General features: G+C 37.2%; 21 protein-coding genes. 13 read left to right on the top strand and 8 right to left on the bottom strand.

What is annotated here, in order from left to right:
• Positions 1–3: 3 nt before the first annotated feature.
• The 6 genes from CHB66_RS07625 to CHB66_RS07600 all read left to right on the top strand — a co-directional run bounded on the left by CHB66_RS07625 (position 4) and on the right by CHB66_RS07600 (position 5617).
• Positions 4–1029, top strand: a complete 1026-nt coding sequence (locus CHB66_RS07625) for a glycosyltransferase family 4 protein (RefSeq protein WP_089239625.1) — start codon at positions 4–6, stop codon at positions 1027–1029.
• A 39-nt stretch (positions 1030–1068) separates the two neighbouring features.
• Complete coding sequence (locus tag CHB66_RS07620; protein WP_089239623.1) at positions 1069–2547, top strand: lipopolysaccharide biosynthesis protein; 1479 nt, start codon at positions 1069–1071, stop codon at positions 2545–2547.
• 513 nt (positions 2548–3060) lie between these two features.
• A complete protein-coding gene (locus CHB66_RS07615; protein ID WP_089239621.1) occupies positions 3061–3984 on the top strand; it encodes a universal stress protein in 924 nt (307 codons plus the stop codon).
• A gap of 215 nt (positions 3985–4199) precedes the next feature.
• Positions 4200–4748, top strand: a complete 549-nt coding sequence (locus CHB66_RS07610; protein WP_089239619.1) for an RNA polymerase sigma factor — start codon at positions 4200–4202, stop codon at positions 4746–4748.
• Between the two features lie 35 nt (positions 4749–4783).
• Positions 4784–5158: a hypothetical protein gene (locus CHB66_RS07605; RefSeq protein ID WP_089239617.1), complete on the top strand. Its 375-nt coding sequence runs from the start codon at positions 4784–4786 to the stop codon at positions 5156–5158.
• Positions 5159–5161: 3 nt separating this feature from the next.
• On the top strand, positions 5162–5617 hold the full coding sequence (locus tag CHB66_RS07600) for a Spy/CpxP family protein refolding chaperone (protein ID WP_245812690.1): 456 nt from the start codon (positions 5162–5164) through the stop codon (positions 5615–5617).
• Between the two features lie 54 nt (positions 5618–5671).
• Here the strand turns inward: CHB66_RS07600 and mscL are convergent, their stop codons facing one another.
• Positions 5672–6088 carry a large-conductance mechanosensitive channel protein MscL gene (gene mscL, locus CHB66_RS07595; protein WP_089239613.1) on the bottom strand — a complete coding sequence of 139 codons (417 nt, stop codon included), beginning with the start codon at positions 6086–6088 and terminating at the stop codon, positions 5672–5674.
• Between the two features lie 311 nt (positions 6089–6399).
• On the opposite strand from mscL, the gene CHB66_RS07590 reads away from it, so the two are divergent.
• Both CHB66_RS07590 and pfkA read left to right on the top strand, forming a co-directional pair.
• A complete protein-coding gene (locus CHB66_RS07590; RefSeq protein ID WP_089239611.1) occupies positions 6400–6774 on the top strand; it encodes a methylglyoxal synthase in 375 nt (124 codons plus the stop codon).
• A gap of 4 nt (positions 6775–6778) precedes the next feature.
• Entirely contained in the window at positions 6779–7765 is a 987-nt protein-coding gene (gene pfkA / locus CHB66_RS07585) for a 6-phosphofructokinase (RefSeq protein WP_089239609.1), read from the top strand.
• Positions 7766–7799: 34 nt separating this feature from the next.
• Here the strand turns inward: pfkA and CHB66_RS07580 are convergent, their stop codons facing one another.
• The 5 genes from CHB66_RS07580 to CHB66_RS07565 form a co-directional block, all read right to left on the bottom strand.
• Entirely contained in the window at positions 7800–9350 is a 1551-nt protein-coding gene (locus tag CHB66_RS07580) for an alpha-amylase family glycosyl hydrolase (protein WP_089239607.1), read from the bottom strand.
• 68 nt (positions 9351–9418) lie between these two features.
• Positions 9419–10480 (bottom strand): class II fructose-bisphosphate aldolase, encoded by a 1062-nt coding sequence (fbaA, locus tag CHB66_RS07575; protein ID WP_089239605.1) that lies wholly within the window; start codon positions 10478–10480, stop codon positions 9419–9421.
• A 21-nt stretch (positions 10481–10501) separates the two neighbouring features.
• Positions 10502–12712 (bottom strand): alpha-amylase family glycosyl hydrolase, encoded by a 2211-nt coding sequence (locus tag CHB66_RS07570; RefSeq protein WP_245812689.1) that lies wholly within the window; start codon positions 12710–12712, stop codon positions 10502–10504.
• Between the two features lie 193 nt (positions 12713–12905).
• A complete protein-coding gene (locus CHB66_RS17190; RefSeq protein WP_245812688.1) occupies positions 12906–13148 on the bottom strand; it encodes a hypothetical protein in 243 nt (80 codons plus the stop codon).
• Positions 13149–13400: 252 nt separating this feature from the next.
• A complete protein-coding gene (locus CHB66_RS07565; protein ID WP_245812687.1) occupies positions 13401–14342 on the bottom strand; it encodes a SusE domain-containing protein in 942 nt (313 codons plus the stop codon).
• Positions 14343–14798: 456 nt separating this feature from the next.
• On the opposite strand from CHB66_RS07565, the gene CHB66_RS07560 reads away from it, so the two are divergent.
• The 5 genes from CHB66_RS07560 to CHB66_RS07540 all read left to right on the top strand — a co-directional run bounded on the left by CHB66_RS07560 (position 14799) and on the right by CHB66_RS07540 (position 22669).
• The gene (locus CHB66_RS07560; RefSeq protein WP_089239603.1) at positions 14799–15827 is read left to right on the top strand and encodes a LacI family DNA-binding transcriptional regulator; all 1029 of its coding nucleotides are present in this window, start codon (positions 14799–14801) and stop codon (positions 15825–15827) included.
• A 212-nt stretch (positions 15828–16039) separates the two neighbouring features.
• Positions 16040–18463, top strand: coding sequence for a glycoside hydrolase family 31 protein (locus CHB66_RS07555; protein ID WP_089239601.1), 2424 nt, complete (start codon positions 16040–16042; stop codon positions 18461–18463).
• A 31-nt stretch (positions 18464–18494) separates the two neighbouring features.
• A complete protein-coding gene (locus tag CHB66_RS07550) occupies positions 18495–19829 on the top strand; it encodes an MFS transporter (RefSeq protein ID WP_089239599.1) in 1335 nt (444 codons plus the stop codon).
• 227 nt (positions 19830–20056) lie between these two features.
• The gene (locus tag CHB66_RS07545; RefSeq protein WP_089239597.1) at positions 20057–20911 is read left to right on the top strand and encodes a substrate-binding domain-containing protein; all 855 of its coding nucleotides are present in this window, start codon (positions 20057–20059) and stop codon (positions 20909–20911) included.
• A gap of 132 nt (positions 20912–21043) precedes the next feature.
• Positions 21044–22669: a TlpA family protein disulfide reductase gene (locus CHB66_RS07540; RefSeq protein ID WP_089239595.1), complete on the top strand. Its 1626-nt coding sequence runs from the start codon at positions 21044–21046 to the stop codon at positions 22667–22669.
• A gap of 124 nt (positions 22670–22793) precedes the next feature.
• Here the strand turns inward: CHB66_RS07540 and CHB66_RS07535 are convergent, their stop codons facing one another.
• Together CHB66_RS07535 and surE are read right to left on the bottom strand one after the other, a co-directional pair.
• Positions 22794–24029 carry a S8 family peptidase gene (locus tag CHB66_RS07535; protein ID WP_089239593.1) on the bottom strand — a complete coding sequence of 412 codons (1236 nt, stop codon included), beginning with the start codon at positions 24027–24029 and terminating at the stop codon, positions 22794–22796.
• Positions 24030–24190: 161 nt separating this feature from the next.
• Positions 24191–24976: a 5'/3'-nucleotidase SurE gene (gene surE / locus CHB66_RS07530; protein WP_089239591.1), complete on the bottom strand. Its 786-nt coding sequence runs from the start codon at positions 24974–24976 to the stop codon at positions 24191–24193.
• Between the last annotated feature and the right edge of the window lies 1 nt (position 24977).

The raw sequence follows: 24977 nt of genomic DNA, 5'->3' as shown, positions 1-24977 counted from the left end.
AGGATGGTGGTATACATTTATCCTGTCGAGACTGCTTTTACCCAGCGAGATGTGGAAATGCTTCAAACAAAGCACAAGGTCATGTGCTTGGCATTTACGCAATCTCCCATCCTGCTGCCCTTTTATTTTTTAATTCAATTTTTTCAGTTATTGCTGCTGCTTCCAAAAACCAAAACGTATCTCTGTTTCTTTGGTGGCTATCATACTGTATTACCTGTTTGGTTTGGGAGCTTATTTGGCATCAAAGTGCTAATCCAAGCTGGAGGTACTGATGCTGTCCATATGCCTAGTATTGGTTATGGTAATTTTAGAAAAAAATGGTTAAAAACAGCCACGATCTATAGCTTCAAAAATTGTACTAAAATCATCCCTGTAGCGGATTCTTTGATAGCTTACGATTACACTTATGACGACCAAATTGAAATAAAACAAGGTTTGAAGAACCTCATTCCTGCGCTCAAAACACCCATTGAAGTAGTCTACAATGGATTTGATGTGGATTTCTGGAAAGACTTCGATAATGATCGCATTCCCAATTCATTTATTACTGTTGCCAAAGGAATTTCAAATCCCACCCGAGCCAAAATCAAAGGTATAGATTTGATCGAAAAACTAGCTCTTGCTTTTCCCGAATTCCATTTTACGATTTTGGGTGACGAAGCTTATACTTCTAGAACAAACAATATCCATATACTACCTGCTTCTCGACCTGAACAATTGAGAGAAACCCTTAATCAGCATATATTTTACTTACAACTTTCTACATCCGAAGGATTTCCCAATGCGTTAGCGGAAGCCATGCTCTGTGGATGTATTCCCATAGGTTCGGCAGTTGGAGATATTCCTTCGATCATTGGAAACACTGGAGGAATCTTGGCCAAGAAAGAGTTTTCAATATTAGAAGCATTAATCTTAAAATTAACCCAGGCAAATGATTTAGAAGCCAAGAGAATCCAAGCCAGAAACCGAATAGCTGATAATTATTCTTATCAAAAAAGAAAAACAGCATTGCTGGATCTTCTTAATTAGAAATATCTTTAATTCACCTGAAGTACAGGTCCAACATCGATGAAACAAATCGCAAAGCAAAGCATATTGACCACCTTATCGTCCTATTTGGGCGTATTGATTGGGTATTTCAATGTGCTTTGGCTTTTGCCTTATGCCTTGCAACCTGAAGAAATCGGGATATTTAGAACCATCCAAGACATGGGCTTACTTTTTGTTCCTTTTGCACAGCTGGGTGTTGGCAATGGAATTACTCGGTTTTATCCTAAAGTGAAGGAATATCAATTTTCCTTCTTTACTTTTAGCTTGATCTTGTCTCTGATAGGCTTTCTGATCGTGATGAGTTTATTTTTTATTTTTAGGGATTTGATTGTGCAGGCATTTGCAAAAAATTCCCCAGAGATCATCGATTTCCTCGGTGTCGTCTTGATGATTACACTTTTCTCCGTATTGAATACCATCTTAGATTCCTTCTGCCGTTCCTTTCTCAAAGTAGCTGTTCCTGCATTTTTTAGAGAAGTAATCCTAAGGCTTTTAAGTGCAATTTTAGTTTTGATCTATCTCGTCAAATGGATTGACTTTCCACAACTCATGTGGGGACTGGCAATGATTTATTTGTTGGCTTTAGTCGGAATGATTGCCTATATGGTTCACATCAAATTATTTAGATTGAAATTTGATTTTTCAATTTTCCCTAAGGGATTTATTAGGGACTTCATGCGCTTCAATTTGATTACTTTGTTGGGTACTACTGGAGCGATGCTGATTATGAAAATAGACAGCCTGATGGTCACTTCCATGATAGGCCTGGATGCCAACGCGATTTATACGATTGGGTTTTCCATTGCTGTAGTTATTGAAATGCCAAGAAGAGCCATTTCTCAAGTCGTCATGCCACTGGTCTCGGAGCATTTTGAAAATAATCGATTAAAAGAAATCAATCGGCTTTACAAGCAAGTTGCAGTACATCAACTTTTAATCTGCTCTTTTATCTTTTTAGCCATTTGGACAAACATTGATAGTCTATATCATTTTGTGCCAAACAATCAGGTCTATGAATTGGGCAAGTGGGTTGTCTTATGGATTGGTCTAGGTAAATTGACCGATGTGCTCTTTTCCATCAATAGTGAAATCATTGTCTTTTCAAAATATTATGTATTCAACATCACCGCAACGATGATCATGAGCGTAGCAGTGATTCTTTTCAATTTGATATTGATCCCGTTGATGGGGATTGAAGGTGCTGCGATTGCTTCCTTTTTAGCTATGTTTCTCTTCAATCTGATCAAATACCTATATGTTAAAAAGAGGCTCAGCTTTGATCCTTTTTCTTGGGACATCTTAAAAATCATCCTATTAGGATGCCTCATTTGGTTGGTTCATTACTTGAGTTCAGAAGTAATAGAAAAAGGAATATACAGCATTATTGTTTCCCTAGCAGGGCTAATACTACTTTATTTGGGAGGGGTATTAGTGTTAAATATTGCTTCGGACAGTCGAAAAAAGATCTTAAGAAAAATAAAAGAAGCCAGGTCTTAGAGTGTTACAAACCTCTTTATAGACAAGATTTGAGCTGCCTGAAGATCGCAAACTTCCACTGTTATCCTGCCTCCGAAGAGACGAGGTCCTAATTGCTCAGGATGAGGCCTGTTTTTGAAAAGGGCTTCACTCGGTAATTTATGTTAATTGTGAAGTTTGAACATGTCGGCGACCCGACTTCCTTGGGCAAATATACGGATAAAATTTAGAGTAGTTTAGCTATCTATTCTGATTGAAAAAACATTGAAGGCTCTTAACAAAACACAATTGATCTTTTTGCCATCCATATAAAATTAGATTTCACCATATTACCAATTACTAAAATTATATAATTTTAAATTGTTCAATTCAAAAATTACAAAACATTAAAAAATATATCATACTTAGTAAAGTTTCACAAATTATTATTTTGACAAATAAAAAAACAGATGAATACATCAATATATTATTTCTTAAATAATCAATAATCAATTTATTTATCAATAATTTTGTAAGATCAAATCCATTATTGAAATGTACCAAATCAAAAAACTCATTGTTTGCTTAGATCAAAGTGAATTGGACGAAACATTAGTTCGATTTGCTTCTTTTGTAGCTCAGGTCAATCAGACCAAAAAGATCTACTTCACCAATGTGATCAGAAATATGAACATTCCTAAGGAGGTGCTTCAAGAGTTTCCCAATCTGATCGAGAACATGGTCGAAGAACGCAAAGGGAAAATGAAAGCATTGGTCCATAAGTTTTTCGATAAAAACAAAGACGCTGAACTCTCTTTCATGGTCAAGGAAGGACAACTCTCCAAGAAAATCCTCAAGCTAGCTCATGAAAAGTCCGCTGATATGATCATCATTGGCCGAAAAGTGAACCTCTCTGGTACAGGGGTACTTTCTCAGCGGCTCGCAAGAAGGGCAAGTTGCAGCTTGCTTATCGTCCCTGAAAATTCTATTCCAAAAATTGATAAACTTTTGGTTCCTAGTGATTTTTCTGACTATTCGAAAGATGCCATGGAAGAGGCCATTATGATCGTGGAAAAGTACGGAGGTAAAGCCAAGATTTTCTGTCAAAATGTATTTTCAATCCCATCAGGTTACCATTTTACGGGCAAGTCTTACGAAGAATTTGCCTCCATCATGGAAATGCATGCTGAGATCAATTACAAAAAATTCATCAGGAAAATAGATACCAAAGGCATAGACATCACACCACTTTATACCAAAGACGAAGATGACGATCCAGTAGAAGATATTCTATCCAAAGCAGAAGAAATCCAAGCTGATGGCATCATCATAGGTGCAAAAGGTAGAACAGCAGCTACAGCACTATTTATTGGTAGCTTAGCCGAACGATTGATTCAAATGAATGACAGGTTACCATTGCTTGTCACCAGACCAAAAGGAAAAAATGCTGGTATTCTCGACTATATTTTGGAAATTTAATAGGCCTGAATTTCAACTTTACCAAAGTTTAATACTTTGGTAAAGTTTATAGTTATGAACAAGTATAACCTCCCTTAATATTAGACACTTACCAAGTTGGTTTTACAGTTATTTTTTTAAAATCTGCTTGAATAAATCTTCCTTTTGAGACGAAATCAGTTTTCTTTTTGAGCAATGCATTTAAACTTATGGTTAATTTAGCTGTCTAAGCCTCAATGATGTCACTCAGCGATTTAGCGATTCTCAATATGATCAAAGATCCCTCCACACGGGAAAGAGGCTATCGGGCTTTGATGGAGACATATCAGAAGCGGGTCTACGGTATCATCAGAAAGATGGTCATCGTACACGAAGATGCAGATGACATCACTCAAAACACCTTTATTAAAGCAATCAAAAATCTAGACAGCTTTCAAAACAATGCTTCATTGTTTACGTGGCTATATAGAATTGCTACAAATGAAAGCCTAAACTTTCTTGAAAAGAAGAAGAGACGGTATTTCTTCCCTGTAGAAGACCATGAAGAGGTGATGAAAAGCTATATTGATGACTCTCCATTGATCGATGGTGACGAAATTCAAAGAAGGCTTCAAAAATCGCTTTTAAGTTTACCAGAAAAGCAAAGGCTGGTCTTTAACTTAAAATATTTCGATGATCTCAGTTATGACGAAATAAGTAAGATTACTGATACTTCTGTAGGTGCTTTGAAAGCCAGTTATCACCATGCTGTAAAAAAAATCGAAAACGAATTGAAGGTTGACTAAACCTCTGAGCATAAATATTGTCTAAAGGATATAATATGGAAAATCTGCCAAAAAAAAACATCTTCAAAGTTCCTGACAATTACTTTGAACAGCTTGCGGAAAATGTTTTAGAGAAAAATGCATCTCGAAAGACCAGATTCCTTTACTATAGAAGTATCGCGGCAGCGGCTGTTGTGATTATCAGTATTTCTCTTTTTATTTTCAAAAGTGAAATTAATAGTGCTGATTACCTAGACAACAGAATTACAGAAGACATCAACCTCTACATTAATGCGGGTTATTGGACTGCAGATGATATGCTTTCACTCTCAGATGATCCTAATTTTATCTTAGATCAGATCATCAATGATGAATGGGGATATTTTGAAGTAAATGATGATTACGAATTCCAAGAAGATATTTGGTATTAAAATATGAATATGAAATCACCTCAATATTTAATCATAGTGCTTTTGTTGATGCTATCAAGTATCACCTATGCCCAAAGGCCTCAGGAACAGCGTTATGATAAAGAAAAGTTTGAAGCAGCTAGAGTTGCCTTCATTACTAATAGGCTAGATTTGAAACCAGAGCAAGCTGAAAAATTCTGGCCCCTCTTCAATAAATACAATGAAGAGCGAGAATCATTGATGAGAAAGATGGCAGACTTCAGCAAAGAATCGGAGGGAAATATATCTGAGAATCAAGCCAAGCAATTGATTGACCAAAGATTTAGTGTTCAAAGTGATATGCTCAAATTGGATCAGAAATTCATGAATGATATCACGAAAGTAATTACTCATAAACAGGCCGTAGCCCTAGGTGGTGCTAACAGGGATTTCATCAGACAAATTTATAGAATGAACCAAAGAGGAAGAGGTGGTAATTAAGTGTTATCTAATTAGATTATTTATAAAAAAGAGGAGCAAAACTGCTCCTCTTTTTTATTGCTTCTTAAGCAAATCTCTGATTTCTTCCAGAAGAACTTCTGTCTTTGGAGGAGCAGGAGGCGCTGCTGGAGCTTCTTCTTTCTTCTTTTTTGTAGAATTGATCCCCTTGATAGCCAAGAAAATCACGAATGCAATGATCAAAAAGTCAACAACATTCTGGATGAAATTTCCATAGCTAAGCACCACGGCTGCCATTTCGACCCCCTCTTCTGAGACATAAGCCTCCTTTAGCGTATATGTCAAATCTTTGAAATCCGCCCCACCCAAAAGTACCCCAATTGGTGGCATGATAATATCATTGACAAAAGAAGAAACAATCTTCCCAAATGCTCCACCAATAATAACAGCAACAGCCAAATCGACTACATTGCCCTTCATAGCAAAGTCTTTAAACTCTTTGAACATTCCCATAGTGTACAGGTTTTTAATTTTTGATTAGATTAAACATATATGAAAAATATGGATTTAAATCTAAAATTCAAGAGCAAATTTTATAAAAATGAAAATTATATTTGATTGTATACTTCTAATAATAACTCTTTGAGTAGGCCCTATAAGCTTCATTTAGTCTAAGAGAAATTAAATGCAACGCCTTTTTGTACTTTGAAGCGATATCAATCAAACATTGAACAGTATCAACCTACATATCTAACAAAAACATTTTATTCAATTTGATATTTATAAAAATTCATAACTTTGAGCCATAACCTATTAAATCAAATATGAGAATTGCATTGATTGCACATGATGGAAAAAAAGCCGACATGGTTCACTTTCTATCAGGATTTAAGAATGAATTACATCAAAAAGACGTCCAACTTTTTGCCACAGGAACTACGGGTTCGCATATTGAAAAAGCTGGTTTTCAAGTGACCAAATTACTTTCAGGACCTTTGGGAGGAGATGCTCAGATTGCAGCAATGGCTGCACAAAAAGAATTGGATTTAGTGATATTTTTCAGGGATCCTTTGGATAAACACCCCCACGAGCCAGATGTACAAATGCTAATGCGAATATGTGATGTTCACAATATCCCTTTGGCCACTAATCCAGCAGCCGCAGATCTAATTTTTAAATTTATCACCATCAAACCGTAAACTAATGGAACCAAAAACTATCAAAAAAATAGGTGTATTAACCTCTGGAGGAGATGCACCAGGCATGAACGCTGCCATCAGGGCCGTAGTCAGAGCAGGCTTTTATTATAACTTGGAAATGTATGGTATCTATCGTGGATATGAAGGAATGATCAACGATGACATCAAAAAATTAGAGAGCAAAAACATCGCCCATGTATTGGAAAGAGGTGGAACTTTTCTAAAATCAGCAAGAAGTGCGGAATTTAGAACTCCTGAAGGCAGACAAAAAGCTTTTGATAATCTCAAAAAACATGGAATAGATGCACTTGTGGTTATTGGTGGAGATGGTTCTTTGACAGGTGCGCATTTATTTTATCAAGAATTTGGTATACCAGCAATTGGACTACCAGGTACCATTGACAACGATCTTTCTGGAACGGATTCAACGATAGGCTTTGACACTGCATGTAATACGGCTATCCAAGCCATAGACAAAATTCGAGATACAGCTACTTCACATGATAGACTATTTTTTGTGGAAGTGATGGGGAGAGATGCTGGATTTATCGCTATCAATGCAGGAATAGGAAGTGCTGCCGCAGCCACGCTAATCCCAGAAAAGAAAATGCCTATCGAAAAACTTGTAGAAAGGTTAAAAGCTCGTAAGAAAGCGATGAAGCAATCTAATATAGTAATCGTTGCAGAAGGTGGTAAAAGTGGTGGAGCAACCGAAATAGCCGAAAAAATCAAAAAGCAACTTCCTTCTTATGACATTAAAGTGACGATTTTAGGTCACTTGCAGAGAGGAGGCTCACCTTCTTCCTTTGATAGAGTGCTTGCGAGCAAACTTGGCGTAGCTGCAGTTGAAGGCTTGATGCAAGGTAAATATGATGTGATGGCAGGAATCATCAATAATAAGATTGTATTTACTCCAATCACTAAAGCCATTGTCGATGACAAAGAAGTAGATGAGGACGATTTTAGAATTGCAAAAATTCTTTCTACATAAAAAAGGAGGTTATAAACCTCCTTTTTTATTTTCCTTATTTTTCAAGTATGATACTTGAGTATGCTGGCAATCTAAGTTGACCTTCTTGAATTTCAGCCATGCCATAGCTATAAATAGGCCATGAATAATCTTCTGGCGCAGCAATTTTAACTTCTTGATCACTTAGGTTGTGTACCACAAACAGCACTTGCTTATCATGAGTTCTATAATAGGCCATCAATTCTTTAGGAATAGATTCCTCATACAACTCTAAATCTCCCAAAGCGAGTGCCCGATTTGTATTTCTTAACCTGATGATTTCTTTGTAATGATTAAAATAACTAGTGCTCATCGATTTTTGAATAGCCAAAGGGGTTACTGTATCATCAATGGAGTATTCAGGTTCTATCCAAGTGGTTCTTCCCTTATCATTTGCTTTGATATCCCATACGAAAGGCTCTCTGATGTTTTCATCTGGTTTTTTACCCAACATTCCGATTTCTTCTCCATAGTACAAATATGGAGCTCCTGGCATGGACATCAAGATATTGATGGCTTGTTTGTATTTCTTTGGATTCTGATCTAGTGAGTTCAGCAATCTTGGCTGGTCGTGATTGGATGAAAAAGTGGCATCAATAAAATCATCCGTGATAGCGTTATAAAAATCCAATATCTCTTTTTGCTTCCTAGCTAACAGCATCCCGTCAACTTTTTCATATGCCTCTAACAAGGTATAATGAAAATCAAAATTGAATAATGCAGGTAGACCAGGCAAATAAGGAGCTACGATCTCTTTCATATCATACACTTCTCCTACTAAATATACATCAGGTTTAACTTTTGACATTTCCTCTCTAAACTCTTTCCAAAATGCGTGGTTGTCCTCTGGTCTATCATCTGGGAATATATGCTTGGCTGCGTCTAGTCTGAATCCATCTACTCCAACTTCTTCCAACCAAAATCTACCTATATCATAAATTTCTTCTCTTACCTTTGGATTATCAAAATTCAAATCTGGCATACCACCATAGAAAAACCCATAGTAAAAGTCTTCTCCTTGCCCAGGATCATGCCATTGTCTAATATTATCAGAATCTAGGGTAATCGTTTTTTTATTCAAAAAATCTGCAATCGTATCCTTTTGTGCCCAAACATAATAATCTCTATAAGGATTATCCCTACTTTTTTGTGACTCTTGAAACCATGGGTGCTCAGTGCTGGTGTGATTGATAATCATATCGATCACAATTTTGATATCATTCTTATGTGCTTCTTTGATAAGATTTTTGAAATCATCCATGGTTCCATAATCTGGATGAATCTCCTTATAATCTGTCACATCATACTTGTGATAACTGGGAGAAGGCATGATTGGCATAAACCAAATTGCATCTGCACCCAATTCTTTGACATGGTAAAGCTTCTTAGTAACTCCATTGATGTCTCCTATACCATCCCCGTCGGAGTCATAAAATGATTGAATAAAAATTTCGTAGGTGACCCCAGCCTGAGGCCAATGATTTTCCACTTCGGTTCCAAGATTGCTGTCACAAGATGAAAATAGAATCAAAACCGAAAGGATTAAGAGCAATAAATTTTTTTTCATGGTTCAATTTAATAAAAAAAGAAAAAGTCACTAAAAAGTGACCTTTTCCTGACTGATTTGCTTAATTCTTAATTTCTATTCACTGCATTGAGCATATCGAAGGCCACTTCAAGTCTTTTGACAAAGTTTTCTTCTCCTTTTCTCAACCAGACTCTCGGATCGTAGAATTTTTTATTAGGACTATCAGATCCAGTCGGATTACCAAGCTGACTTTGAAGATAGCCTTCATTTGTTTTATAGAAATTCAAAATCCCTTCCCAAAAAGCCCATTGCATGTCTGTATCAATGTTCATTTTGATAGAACCATAGCTATTAGCTTCTCTGATTTCTTCCACTGAAGAACCAGAACCACCATGGAATACAAAAAACAATGGTTTACCTGTTGTTCCAAACTTCTGATTGATATAGTCTTGAGAATTTTTAAGAATTTCAGGTCTCAAGGAAACATTCCCTGGCTTGTAAACACCATGAACATTACCAAAGGCCGCAGCAATTGTAAATAAATCACTTACCTGCTTCAATTTCTCATAGGCATAGGCAACTTCCTCCGGCTGGGTATAAAGTTTAGAGCTATCTACATCCGAGTTATCTACACCATCTTCTTCACCTCCAGTTACACCCAACTCGATTTCGATTGCCATTTGAAGTTTATTGAATTCTTCAAGGTACTTTACTGAGGTCTCAATATTCTCTTCCAAAGACTCTTCAGAAAGATCCAACATATGTGAACTGTATAAAGGTCTCTTGAATGCCTCGTAGTAAGCTTGGCCTTCTGCCAACATACCATCAATCCAAGGAAGAAGTTTTTTGGCTGCATGATCAGTGTGTAAAATAACTGGTACACCATAAGCTTCTGCCATTTTGTGCACGTGGATAGCACCAGAAATCGCTCCCGCTACACTTGCTTGTTGCTTATCGTTTGGAAGACCTTTGCCTGCAAAAAACTGAGCGCCTCCATTAGAGAATTGAATAATTACTGGTGAATTTACCTTTTTAGCTGTCTCCAAGACACCATTAATGGTACTTGTATTAATTACATTGACAGCTGGTAAAGCAAATTCATTTTCCTTAGCATAGGATAAAAGGTCTTTAAGCTCTTCCCCATACTTTACTCCTGGTTTGAATTTCATCTTTTCGATTTAATGGTTTGTTTATTTTTTAATAAACCGCTTTCGCAATACTTGGCGGTTATCATTGAGGTCAAAGATATAAAGACCTGCTTTAAAATCCCTTATTTCAAGCTCTAAAATATCAGAAACCGCAGTACTCCCACCTTCCACGAGTACTTTTCCTGTTACATCTAGAATTTTATATTGAAATTGATTGAAACCTCTTGGTAAAGAAACATTGATCTTATCATCAGATGGATTAGGATAAATTTTAAAAGCGCCTGAATCAATTCTTTCATTATCAATCGACGTAATGACTTCTTCTAAAATTTCACCTTCAGGTAATGAAAGCTTTTCATTGGTAAATAACAAAAATTGGCTAGGCCTCAACCTAGCTGTAATTTCGCTTCCACTTACTGTGATTTCATCACCTGTAAAATAATTGTACCAAGTACCGTTAGATGGGAAAGTAATCGTGGCATTGTTGATGGTTGTATTTCCAAAATTTCCGTATAAAACCATTTCTAAGTTTCCATCTTTTGAGACTATAGACTTGAGTGCATTGTTAAATGAAAGTGCAGCATCATCGGGGTCATTGAACAAATTATACTCGTTTTTCAATTTGATCATAGCCCTGTAAAGGTTATAGAGTCTTACCCTATCTTCATTATCTAGGTAATTCCATCTTGTAGGCTTGATTCCTAACCTGTCATTGTTCAATTCCAAATCATAACCAAATTCTTCAAATTGCCAGAGCATTTTAGGACCTGGAATTGCAAAGAAAAACGTAGCCAGCAGTTGATTTCTATTGACTGCGTTTTTCAATTGTCTAATATTTACAGGAGAAGTCTGTCCGAAGGTAAGGGACTCCCACATCGTCCTTTCTTCATCATGACTCTCCATGTAAGTCACTAAATTACTTTGATTCCAACCCCTTCTTTTATAATAGCCCCAATCGAAATTTCTATTTTCACCTTTGGCCATAGCTCGGAAATCACCATTCATATTGCCCCAAAACATCAATCCATAATTAGCCAGCTCAGTTTCCTCTGAATTGTCTGCAAAATGCTCTAAAATCAAATAGGCATCGGGGAAATCCTTTTTGATATTGTCATAGATGTTCTTCCAGATGGCAATTCTAGATTCATCTCGCTGACTCCAAAAACTCACATTATCTCCTGAGTTGACCTGTGTGAAACCTTTACTCAAATCAAATCGATAGCCATCAAATTTATATTCAGACAACCAGTAGTGATTCACTGTATCTACAAAAGCCTTGGTATATTCACTTTCATGGTTGAAATCATAGCCCACGTTAAATGGGTGTCTAGCTACTCTATTGAACCAAGGGTTATCCTCAGTCGGAGCTCCATAATCTCCATCATTGTATAATCTCACCATAGGATTTTGACCAAAAGCATGGTTGAGTACCATGTCAAGGATCACAACCATGTCTCTTTTATGAGCCTCATCGATTAGTTCTTTAAGGTCATTTTTTGGACCATAGAATTTATCTGCGGCAAAGAAAAATGATGGATTATAACCCCAAGATAAGTTTCCTTCAAATTCCTTGATCGGCATCAATTCAATTGCATTGATTCCTAAATCTTTCAAATAATCGAGGCGCTCTGTTACTGCCTTGTAAGTCCTCTTATCATCAAAATCTCTCACCAAAAGTTCATAAACGACTAACTCCTCTGGTTTGGGTTTATTGTAATCTAAGTATTTCCATTCATAAGGTTGCTGTGCTGTTTGTAGATAGGAAGCTTGAAATTCTGTCTTTCCTTGTGGATAAGGTAACAAACCAGGATATCTATTCTGATCTATGATTTCTTGATCGTGAAATGGATCCGAAACTTTTTCAGCATAAGGATCCCCAATTCGAATACTTCCGTCTACTAGATATTGAAAAATATACTCCTTCCCAACTTCTAAATTTGTCAGTCTCAACCAGAATTTTTCCTTATCTGGTGTTTGAAACATTTGATATTCTGGTCTTATTTGCCAATCATTAAAATCTCCAATGACAAAGACATTTTTCTTGAATGGCGCCTCTAAAACCAGTATAACTTCAGTATCAGAAATGTAATTAATTCCTTTGATCGCTCCCGATGGAATTGGAGCCTGTGGGCTCTGATCTACTACATTGATTGTCAGTTCTGCAGTTGACTCTTCTTCACCTGCAGTGGCTTTTGCCAAAATATTAAAGGTACCTTCTTCTGTAGCTAAAAAAGTATATTCAAGTTCATCCACTGATGTAGCTGAAGCAACAATACTTTCATTGACCGATATACTAAGTTCCGAGCTTTCAGATGCAACGATTTTAATTTCTTGAGACTCTCCTATTTCTAATAATATGGAAGATGTCTGTGGATTTGTAAAACTGACCTCAAAACCTTGACTAAGGTTGACAAAAAAATCACCATTGGTAGCAGTTTTACCCTCTCTATTCCCTGTAGCATACCCTAAAGACCATCCCTAAACGGAAGACAGTCTGATCTCCAGAAATTTCAAAAAGTTCATTGGGCGTCAATTCCCATTCCCATACATCAGACTCACCTTCTACTTTGGTCATTCTAGCATCAGGATTGGCAGTACCCCATTCGAAGGGAACAATTGACCAAGTTGTAGAAGTTGGTCCTTGAGTGACTGCGCCTATATGAATATAGACAGGGTCCTCTCCAACCAAACCTGAGGCACCTTGAGTTGCATCATAGATAATCTTTACTTTTTGATCCGCTCTAGGAAAACTTGGTTGAGTAGTAACTTGTGCAATTGCAGAACTAGAAAAAATAAAAATGCTAGTAAATAAATGGATATGGTAATTCTGGATTTCATTTTGATAGGAGATAATGTATGTGTCAGGACTTTACTAACCTGATTTAATTAAAAGAAGAAAAGTACCGGCTAAACCGATACTTTTCTTAAAAATTAATATGTATTAGTTTTTAGTAACTGAATATCTTACTTCTCCAGGAAGTTTGAAGTCTAAAATAATCGTATAATTTCCAGCCTCAGCAATCTGAATATTTCCTCCATCGAAACCAGCTACACCATCTTCGCCTGAAACACCATAGTTCATTGCCCAAGTCTGAGTTCTAAACTTCATTTCACCTGCATTTAAATCCGTAGTGATTTTCAAGATATTTTCGGCGGCGTCAAATATCATAGGTGTTTCATTATCCCAACCACCAGCGGTAGCATCTCCTATGATTCCCCAGATACCTATTCTCTCTTTTTCATAAGTAAATGTTTCTTTATTAACTGTTACTTTATAAGTACCAAAACCGTCCTCAATTTTCAGGTTTCCTCCTCCTTCAGAAAGCGTACCCGCTGTTGCACCCACACCAAAGTCAGGAAAATCTCCCCAAGCTGGACCCGTGATAAATTTAAATTCACCAGAACCAGATAAAATATGAACAAAACCTTCATATACATCGTCAGAATTTTCAGAATAGATGATGGTGTTGTCATTACCTGGGTTCCAGCCTTGATAATCTCCAGGAACTCTCAAGAAAGGAAGCTCTACCTCAGTTGAGTAAGGCGTAATAGAAATGGTCACAGCATCGCCGTTGACAGTTGGTAAGCCTGCTCTTGTGGTAGAAGCACTCACTCTGAACTCAATATTACCAGCAACTTCAGCTTCAAGACCTTTTGCCACAGCTCTTCTATTCAACTCGTCGATGTTTACTTCGACAGTAGTTGTAGGCGAAGAACCAACAGCAACTGGTGCTGCAAAATTATTTCCAGCGGCATCTATTTGAATGGTGTAAGTTACCTCAGATACACTTACTCCGAAGTCAGCTGAACTCACATTAAAAACAATAAAATCATCTGCTTCTTCTCTTGTAAGAACCAAATTACTAGGAGCGTCTGTGATCATCGCTCAAGTTTGTGTGATAAGCCTTGGCTCATCCAAAGTCTCACATGACCATACTAACGGTAATGCAAATACAATAAATAGAAGTTTACTAAATACTCTCATAATTTGATTGATTTTTGGTATAAATTGTTAATTCGATAGGGTTAAATAATTTATGTTTTTACTTAATTTTATTATAATTAATCTAATTGATTTTTTGAATTGTTTTATTAGATCACAAATCCAACTTATCTATATTAGTAAAAGCAATTTTTAACAGCAAGGATTCTAGTAAAAAATAATTTAAATAAATGTATGCAAAGGTCACCGCAATCGTTTGCATGAACCACAAATTTCTTCCACCAAAAAACTTAGAACCACAAAACCCAACAGATGAGACGAATATTAAAATTATCTCGGATAGCTATATTTCTCAAAATTACCCTATATTTAAATTCTTAGAATAATATAATTTTCATGAAACTAGGCCAAGCTACCATCAAAGACATTGCTAGAGAGCTCAATGTCTCTTCATCTACTGTTTCCAGAGCTTTGAAAGACTATCCTGGAATCAGCGACGAAACCAAAAGAAAAGTCAAGGAACTTGCCGAAAAACTAAACTACAGGCCAAATGCAGTTGCGCTTAGTTTGAGAAAAAGTAAATCCTTCACAATAGGCGTGATTATTCCTGAAGTTGTACATTTCTTTTTTTCTACGGTCATCAGCGGAATTGAAGAGGTAGCCTATGCCAATGGGTACAATGTGATTTTGTGCCAGACCAATGAAAAACTCCAAAGAGAGCTCTCTAGTATAGATACGATGCTCGCGAATCAAATCGATGGATTATTGGTCAGCTACTCAAAAGAAACTGAAGAATTTAGTCATTTTTCTAAACTTATGGCTCAAAATTTCCCTATAGTTTTCTTTGACCGCGTACCAGAAATTGAAAATACAGTCAATGTCACAGTGAATGACTATCAAGGAGCATATGATGCCACCAAACACTTGATCAGTCAAGGGTATACCTCCATAGCTCACTTAGCAGGCCCGAAAAATCTAACTATCAGCAAAAAACGAATGGATGGCTATCAAGCTGCGCTGAGGGACCATGGCTTAGAAATTAATCCAGATTGGATTTTACCCTGTCCTATGGGCACGCAAGAAGAAAGTATGAAAATCACCGAACAACTATTTGAGGAAGGTGGAGATTTTCCAAATGGATTTTTTGCAAGCAATGACATTGCCGCCGCAGGTGCCATGATGGCTTTAAAGAAACTAGGATATAAAGTACCAAAACAAGTAGGTGTGGTTGGCTTTTCTAATTGGCAATTTTGTTCCATGATAGACCCTCCTCTTTCTACAGTTGCTCAACCTGGATTCAAAATGGGTGAGAAAGCAACTCAATTGCTTCTAGAAATGATAGACAATAAAGATAGAAGTTATGATGCCACTAAAACCTTGGTTTTAGAGACTGAATTGCTCATAAGAAAGTCTTCGGTGAAATAATTATGAATTATTTTGAGATTTTTTGCACTTTTTTATGCAAACGTTTGAATAAGGCTGTTCTATTTAATTTCAAGGTTTAGGAATATAAAATCCTTCCAAATATGTTTAACTCACAGCTTTAGGCAATTTTTTACTTTAGTTTTCCTTTTTAAATTAGCCTTGGACAATTAGTCTTTAAAACCTAAAAAACCGAGCACATTACCCTTTTCAAGATGATCACTTCTACTCAAATCAAACAAAATACTCAAAATCAGCAGGCTGGAAATATTCAAGTTTGGAATCGGAAACCATGGGGCATCTTGGGTAGTACAGATACGGCAATTTTCAAAATCACCGTCTATGAGGCTGATACGATACGTGTTCAAATAACAAAAGATGAAAATTTCTCTCCCAACCCATATAGTGTGGTGATAAATCCAAGCCAAACCTCTTTTGCAATTGAGGAAGGATCTGATAATATCAAAATCAAAACGGATAAAATTGAAGCCATCATTAATAAATATCCCTTTCATATCAAATTTTTCGATAGCAATGGAAACTTGCTGAATGAAGATGATGAAGCCTTTTCAGTTTCTTGGCTAGGTACTGAAGTTAGTAATTATAAAAAACTACAGCCCAACGAGAAGTTTATAGGTCTGGGTGAGAAAACAGGAAATTTGAATCGAGCAGGTAATGCTTACACTAATTGGAATACCGATTACTTTGCTTATGGTGTAGGTGATGACCCACTTTACATGTCCATTCCATTCTACATTGGTGTTTTAGATCGATCTGCATACGGGATCTACTTTGATAATACATACAAGACTATTTTCAATTTTGGTGCATCCAATAGACGGTTCATGTATTATTCTGCCGATGATGGCGATATGGATTACTATTTCATGCACGACGATTCTGTAGGAAAAATCATCAGCACCTACACTCGACTGACAGGGAAAATGGAAATGCCACCAATGTGGGCATTAGGTTATCAACAATGTCGCTATTCTTATTATCCAGAATCTGAGGTCTTAACTCTCGCACAGACTTTCAGGGAAAAAGATATGCCTGCTGATGTAATCTATCTTGATATACATCACATGGAAAAATATAAGGTTTTCACCTTTGATGGCGAAAAATTCCCCGATCCTCAATCCATGATCAAAAAACTCAAAGAGCAGGGATTCAAGGTAGTCGTAATCATGGATCCAGGGATCAAAACAGAATTGGGCTATGAACCATATGAAGATGGAAAGCACAAAGACCTTTTTGTGAAATTTCCAGATGGAGAGATTTATGAAGGACAAGTTTGGCCTGGCTGGTGTGCATTCCCTGATTTCACCAAAGAAAAAACAAGAAATTGGTGGGGAGAAAAGATGAAATTCTATAAGGATGCTGGTATCGATGGTTATTGGACTGATATGAATGAACCTGCTTCTTGGGGGCAATTCACACCCAACCTGATCAATTTTGATTATGAAGGAGAGCAGGTCAGTCACCGTAAGGCGAGAAATATATACGGCATGCAGATGGCTCGTGCAGCGAAGGAAGGAAGTGAAATGCAAGCCCCAGAACAAAGGGCTTTTGTATTGACCAGATCAGGATTCTCAGGGATACAGCGCTTTGCAGCTGCATGGACAGGTGACAATGTCTCTTCTGACGAGCACATGCTTGCAGGAGTGAGACTAGTTAATAGTCTTGGCTTAAGTGGAGTCGCCTTTTCAGGTTATGATGTAGGAGGATTTGCAGGAGAGGCGAGCAAGGCATTATTTGCTCGATGGATGAGTATTGCAGCATTTGCACCATTTTATAGGGCACATTCCATGATCAATACTTGTGATTCTGAACCTTGGTCTTTTGGTGAAGAAGTGGAAGAGATTTCTCGTAATTACATGAAGTTAAGGTATCAATTGCTTCCTACGCTTTATTCGGCTTTTTACAAAAGCACCTTAGATGGACTTCCTATTGCCAAAAGCTTAGCTGTCGATTATCCATTTGATTCCAAAATTTACGATGGGGCATACCAAAACCAATACCTTTTCTGTGATACATTTTTAGTAGCACCGTTAGAAAGCACCAAAATGATCAATAAGGTCTATTTACCTGAAGGAAACTGGTATTACATGTACAACGATCATCAATCACAAGGTAATCAGGAAATCTATGTGGATACTCCATTGAGTTACCTTCCTGTATACGTCAAGGCTGGAGCCGTATTCTCTATGCAATCAATAGTACCATATACAGATGCTAAGCATGATGGAGTCCTCCACCTTCATATCTACAATGGAAGCGGAGAGCAAACTTATATACACTACGAAGATGACGGCAAGAGCCAAGCGCATAAAAGTGGACATTTTTATAAAAGATCCATCAGGTGGAAAGCTAATCAGAAAACTTTAACCTTCAGTTCACCAGAAGGTGCATATAAATCTGAATTTAAATCCATTAAGCTTTATATACACGGTCTGAATTCTCAAGAAATCGAAGTCTTAAATAAGCATATCAAAGCTGAAAAAGAGAACTTCGCTTTTCTAGGAAGACTGACAGAATTTGACCCATTACCTGATCATTACCACCCTTATTTCGAAGTAAAAGGTTTGATTCATTTCACATTTCCTCATCATCAGCAGAAATTTGTTATTCAATTTTGATTACCTTTTGAAGTTACAATAAACCCATACCATGCATCTAGAAGGAAATAAGCCAAGATTGAGCTTTTGGCAAATTTGGAATATGAGTTTTGGATTCTTAGGAATTCAGTTTGCCTTTGCATTGCAAGGCGGATTTATGTCTAGAATATTTCAGACCCTTGGTGCTGAAAAAGATGATATTCCAATACTTTGGCTAGCTGCTCCACTTACTGGATTGATCGTACAACCCATCGTAGGCTACTTAAGTGATAGAACATGGCATCCAATTTTAGGCAGAAGAAGACCATTTTTCTTCATTGGTGCTGTATTTAGTACCATTGCATTGTTTTTCGCTCCCTACTCTAGCGCATTGTGGATGGCTGCTTCCTCCTTATGGATTTTGGATGCTTCTATCAATATTAGCATGGAGCCATTCCGGGCATTGGTTGCAGACAAACTTCCAGATAGTCAGCGCTCTTATGGATTCGTAGTCCAGACTTTGATCATTGGAATTGGGACATGGATTGCAAGTAATCTGCCGTGGTTCATGACGCAAATTGGAATACCAAACACTGCGGAACCGGGAGTCATTCCTGATTCGGTAAAATTTGCATTTGGTATTGGCGCCGTGGTGCTTTTTTTATCCATACTCTATACTATTCTGACAACAAAAGAATATCCACCAGAAGATCTTGAGAAGTTTCAAAGAGAAAAGGAAGCTAGCAAGGGCTTTTTCAATGGCTTCAAAGAGATTTTTGAAAATATCCAAGGCATGCCTTCAGTGATGAAAAAACTGGGTATAGTTCAGTTTTTCTCTTGGTTCGCCTTTTTCACCATGTGGACTTATGCTACGCCTGCCATAACAGAGCATGTATTCAAGGCTACAGATACAGCATCCTTGGCCTACAATGATGCAGCTGATAGCGTAGGTAATTATCTGGGTACTTATGGATTGGTATCTATGTTTATGGCATTAATCTTAGCCTTCGTAACCAGCAAGATTAAAATCAACCGAAAGCTGGTACATATGGTCAGCCTTATCTCTGGGGGGGTTGGTTTCATATCTATTTTCCTAATTACGGAGCCTTGGATGCTTCATATCTGTTTTGCCTTGGTCGGAATAGCTTGGGCTAGCATTCTATCCATGCCTTATGCCATGCTTTCTAGTTCAGTTGATCCTAATAAAATGGGGATATATATGGGGATTTTCAATATGTTCATCGTCATACCACAAATCATCGCATCAGTTGGAGGAATCACATTTACTTACAAGTTACTCTTTGGTGAAGAAGTGGTTTATACTATGGTTTTGGCTGGTTGCTCCTTGATAATAGCTGGATTTGCTAACCTACTGATCACTGATAGAAATGCCACCCATGATGGCTAAAAACTGAATGAAGGTTGATTATCCTTACATGAAAACTATCGTTGAGTTTAATTCCGGCATTATAACAACAGCAGCAGTCATACATATATTGAATCTGATTTTATTGTTTATTGACAAAGCTCAGTATACACAAAATATTAAAATTTAGGTTTGAGATTGGAAAAACCCAGTGAGCTTTGTTTACTGGGTTTTTATATTTTTCTCAGAAATTACTGATAATTTTGGGTATGCAAATAATCAGAATCACAGGAGTACCTGAGCATTTTAATTTCCCATGGGTTAAGGTAATCGAGCAGCAACCATTTTTGAAAGAAGGAATCGAACTTGAATGGATAGAAGAGTCAAGAGGTTCTGGTGCCATGAATAAAGCTTTGAGAGAAGGATGTACTGATATAGCCTTAGTACTTACAGAAAGCTTTATCAAAGATCGCATAGAAGGGAATCCTTCTAGAATCATCGGATTTCATATAGCCTCTCCTTTGATATGGGGAATTCATATTTCAGCTAAATCTCCTCAAAACACTTTGGCTGAACTTGCAAACACACCATTTTTGATCAGTCGTTATGGATCTGGATCACATTTGATGGCATTCTTATTGGCGCAGCGAGAAGGCTGGGATTTTGATAAATTGAATTTTGAAGTTATCGATAACCTTGAAGGCGCAAAAAAAGCATTCGAAAAACCTGAACCAAAAATGTTTCTTTGGGAAAAATACACTACCAAGCCACTCGTAGATTCAGGCCAATTCAAGCGTGTAGGTGAGATTCCGACTCCTTGGCCTTGTTTCGTAATAGTCGCAACAGAAAATGTGCTAGCTGAACATAGAAGTGTGGTCGAAAAGCTTCGTGATCAAGTCTATACTTATGCAGAAGAAATGGTCAAACACACCGATTTTATTAAAATCATAGCAGAAAATTATGCTCTAGAAGAAACTGATGTAAAGGAGTGGTTACATCAAACCCAATGGGCCAATGATAGCGAAGTTCCCAAGTCTGTTTTGGTTGAAACCATAAATACCTTGCACCGGCTCAATCTTATCAACGATCCTGTGAGCCTAGAAAAAATTAAATTCGGTTTGTAGCCTTAACTCAAAAGAAATTCGGCTACAATATTAGATTTTCAATAATTTTAGGATAGGAATAGATAAAATATAACTAAATACTTTTTAATCTCCATTGAATCATTTACATTAGTTGGAACTAAACTAATAAGCATGAAAACAAAATATTTTTCTCCATTCCTTCTTTTTGTAGGACTATCCTATCAGCATGTAGTAGCTCAAGAAAGTACTCCAGATACAATTGAGATTAAGTTAGAAAAACAACAAGGTGTAGGTCCATTCAATGCTGGGATGACAATGGCTGGGAGCAGGTCTGATGAAAGTCATCCATATTTCAAAGCACAGCCAGAACCTATTGAGCTGCCAGAAGACATGGCTAATTATAAGCAGTATTACATTATACCAAACTTTATTCAATTTGTCTATCAATCCGCCAATGAAGGTTTGATCGAAGAGTCTTATTGGAAAGGTCTGGAATCAAGATATGATGGTGAGGAAATTATCTCCCAATTGTCAAAAAATCCAATCAGAACCTTCATCAGACTGGCTAGCGCGAGTGATGCTGATGGAAATATCAATATTTGGGTAGACATGAATGCCAATGATCAAGTCGATCCAGGAGAGATTCATCATTATTCTACTTCTTTGAAAGGCTCTCCTAGTCTATATAGTGGAGAAAACTCCTTTGAAGTTACTTATGAAAAATTTGTAAATGGAAAAGTTGTCGATGCTCACATCCAGCTGAACCTCAATCCATTTGGCTATCAAGACAATATACTTTACAATTTCAGTGAATATAAAAAAGGTGAAATAATAACTGATACCGGATCATTTGACATCTACTTGAGCAATGGAGGTACATCAGACTATTTTGTCAAAGAACAGATCAATGTATTTTATCACGATGACCCCAGGGCATTTCAAGATATTCCTTATGAAGAAAAAGAATACCTTCAATACCAAGAAGTGTTATTTATCAACGGAATCAAATACAAAATAGGAAACACAAGCATAGATGGAACTACTTTAACCTTAATTAAATATCCAGAAGACCAAGAGTGGATAGGCACTCAAATCGGCTCAAAAGCAGTTCCGATTAGTTCCGTCACACTTGATAGTATTCCCTATAACCTATACAATGGAAAGATTACCATGCTTGACTTTTGGGGTTCATGGTGTGGACCATGTGTAGCTGAGATTCCTTTTCTCAAGGATGCTGCGGGATTTTTTGAAGGCGATCAGTTTGAACTTGTTGGAATCATCTTTGACACAAGAAAGACCGTAGAGGCTTTCATTGAAAAAAACAATGTCTTTTGGAAGCAAGTCATGCATCAATATGATAAATCTGACTCAGTAGATATCTCTAAGGCATATGGCATCTCAGGCTATCCTACGACTTATCTTATAGATCAAAACAATCAAGTAGTTATCAAAAACAAAGGGCTTAGAAGCTATCAGCTTTACAAAACACTATCCAAATACCTCAATAGAGATGAAAGGGATTTCCTAAAGTACATTACCCAAGGTGACTTTATCATTTCTATAGATCATTCAGATAAAAAGATCAGCTCTCCTTATGCTACTATCGGGGAATCTAGCGAGAAGTACTATGCCTACCCTGTTGATGGACTATATCAACGAGGTTTCAATTTTGAGGATAATCAAGAAGAAATCGATTTAGTATTGAATTATTCAGATGAAAATAGACAGCTTATCAAAAAAGAAGTGAAGATCAAGAAAACTGATCTAGTTGGAGGTAAGTTCACTGTTAAGTTATAACAATTCAAAAAATCAGGAATCTGGTGTCTCTCGATTGCAGATTCCTGACTTATTTGAAGATTTTGAATTTTTCAAAACATTTGAAAGAAAGTAGCCTTTGAATTCACAACATTGAGGTTTTGATTCACCTCCTAAAAGCAATCGGATCAGCCTTTCCTACCCAATTAACAGAATATCCATCTGTATCGATATCTCCGAGTACCCTCAAGCCAGACACATGGGGGGCTGACATGGAAGTTCCTGTCTGATTACTATAACCTCCTCCTCTCCAAGTTGATACCACGTTAACGCCCGGAGCTGCATATTTGATAGGTTCACCATAGTGAGAAAACCACGCTCTCCTGTCTCTAGAATCTATTGCAGATACTGTAATGGTATAGTTACCAACCACACGAGCTGGACTAAACGCTGTGGCAGGCAAGGCAGAATTACCAGAAGCTATAACCATCCAAATTCTTCGTTTCTCAGACACATTCAGCAAGGCATCATCTAGAACTCTACTCTCATCGAAACCCCCAAAACTCAGATTTGCGACATCCCCAGGAATACCTCGAACACCTAAGTGCTCGATACCAGCTACCATTCCTGAATAAGTGTAAGCTGCCCATGGACCAAAAAATATCTTAATAGGTACTACTGGCACACCTGCTGCTACTCCTACTACACCAAAATGATTATCTAATGCTCCTACTGTACCTGCTACATGGGTACCATGTCCATGCTCGTCATCGAAGTTCCAATCTTTTCTAAATCTAGTGTAAGCATCAAATCCTTTTTGCGTATCAATATTCAAATCAGGATGGTTCAAGTCAATCCCTGTATCTAAAATAAATACACTATTTCTACCTGAATATGGGAATGGTCCTCCTACTCTCTTGATGCCCCAAGGAATAGATTGTGTATTGACTACAGGCTCTTCTGGTTGATTTCTTGGATGATCAATGGGTCTTCCTAGCATGCCCATCCTATCCTGCTCTACATACTTTACCCTCGGGTCTGCACTAATTTCATGAATTTTTTCCTTGGATATTCTAGCTGTAAAACCAGTCAATGCCATGGTATAAATTCGATCGAGATCCTCTTCGCTCAACTTATAATGAGCTAAAAATGAAATGGCTTCTTTGCGCATGGCTGCTTGTGCACCTTCGTAATCATCTGGATCAATTCTGAAATTGATTTGGTTATCATGCAAAATCACAAAGAATTGTCCATCGATAAGCGTGGTACTGTAATTAGGGAAAGTCATATTTTCCTGAGCATCTGTTATTTCTACAGCTTCATGATTATCCTCAGCACAAGAGGCCATGCCAACCAATACGATTGCAGCAAAAGCTATACATCTATAAAAGTTAATTTTCATAAATCTCTATTTTCCATCAAATATATAAACAAAAATGCATTTCATAACAATTTTACTTTTAAGAAAGGATGCATCTTTTGATTAATAATATCTACAAAAACGAAATAAGCCTACCAAAAAGATGTTTGGTAGGCTTCTCTGTGATTTTATCAAATTCAAAATTATAAATTATCCCAATCCCAGTCTTCATTCATTTGATTGATAGCATAATGAGCTGTCAAATCATACTGACAAGGAACAATAGACACATAGTTGTTGGCAATTGCCCATTCGTCATTATCTTCTCCTTTATCGAAATTCACAAAATTGCCAGCCATCCAGAAATATTTACGTCCATTAGGATCATATCTTTCCGAGAACTCTTCTTGCCATTTGGCATGCGCTTGTCTACATACTTTGACACCTTTGATGGGTTCATTCCTCTTTGGCGGGAAATTCACATTCAAAGCGACACCCTTGGACATACCATGGTCAAGCACTTGCTTTGCTATTTTGTAGACGTATTCTTCCACATGCGAAAAGTCTGCTTTGGAAGAATAATCACAGAGACTAAAACCAATGGAAGGATAGCCTTCTAATGCCCCTTCGATAGCCGCTGACATCGTGCCTGAATACAAAACGGAGATGGAGGTATTGCTGCCATGATTGATCCCACTGACAACTAGGTCGACTTTGCGATCTTTCAAAACATAGTGTTTGGCTAATTTGACACAATCTGCGGGAGTACCACTTGACTTAAAAGCTTCTACATATTCAAAAATATCTTCCTCGGATAATCGAAGCGTCTCACCTATTGTAATAGCATGTCCCATTCCTGATTGGGGGCTATCTGGAGCGACTACTACTACTTCCCCGAGTTTTTTCATCACATTGACAAGTACCCTGATTCCCTTTGAAGTGATCCCATCATCATTAGAAACCAGAATCAATGGCTTTTTCTTTGACATA

The organism is Belliella buryatensis (genome assembly GCF_900188245.1).
Classification (GTDB): domain Bacteria; phylum Bacteroidota; class Bacteroidia; order Cytophagales; family Cyclobacteriaceae; genus Belliella; species Belliella buryatensis.
This window is presented reverse-complemented; position numbering and strand designations above follow the sequence as displayed.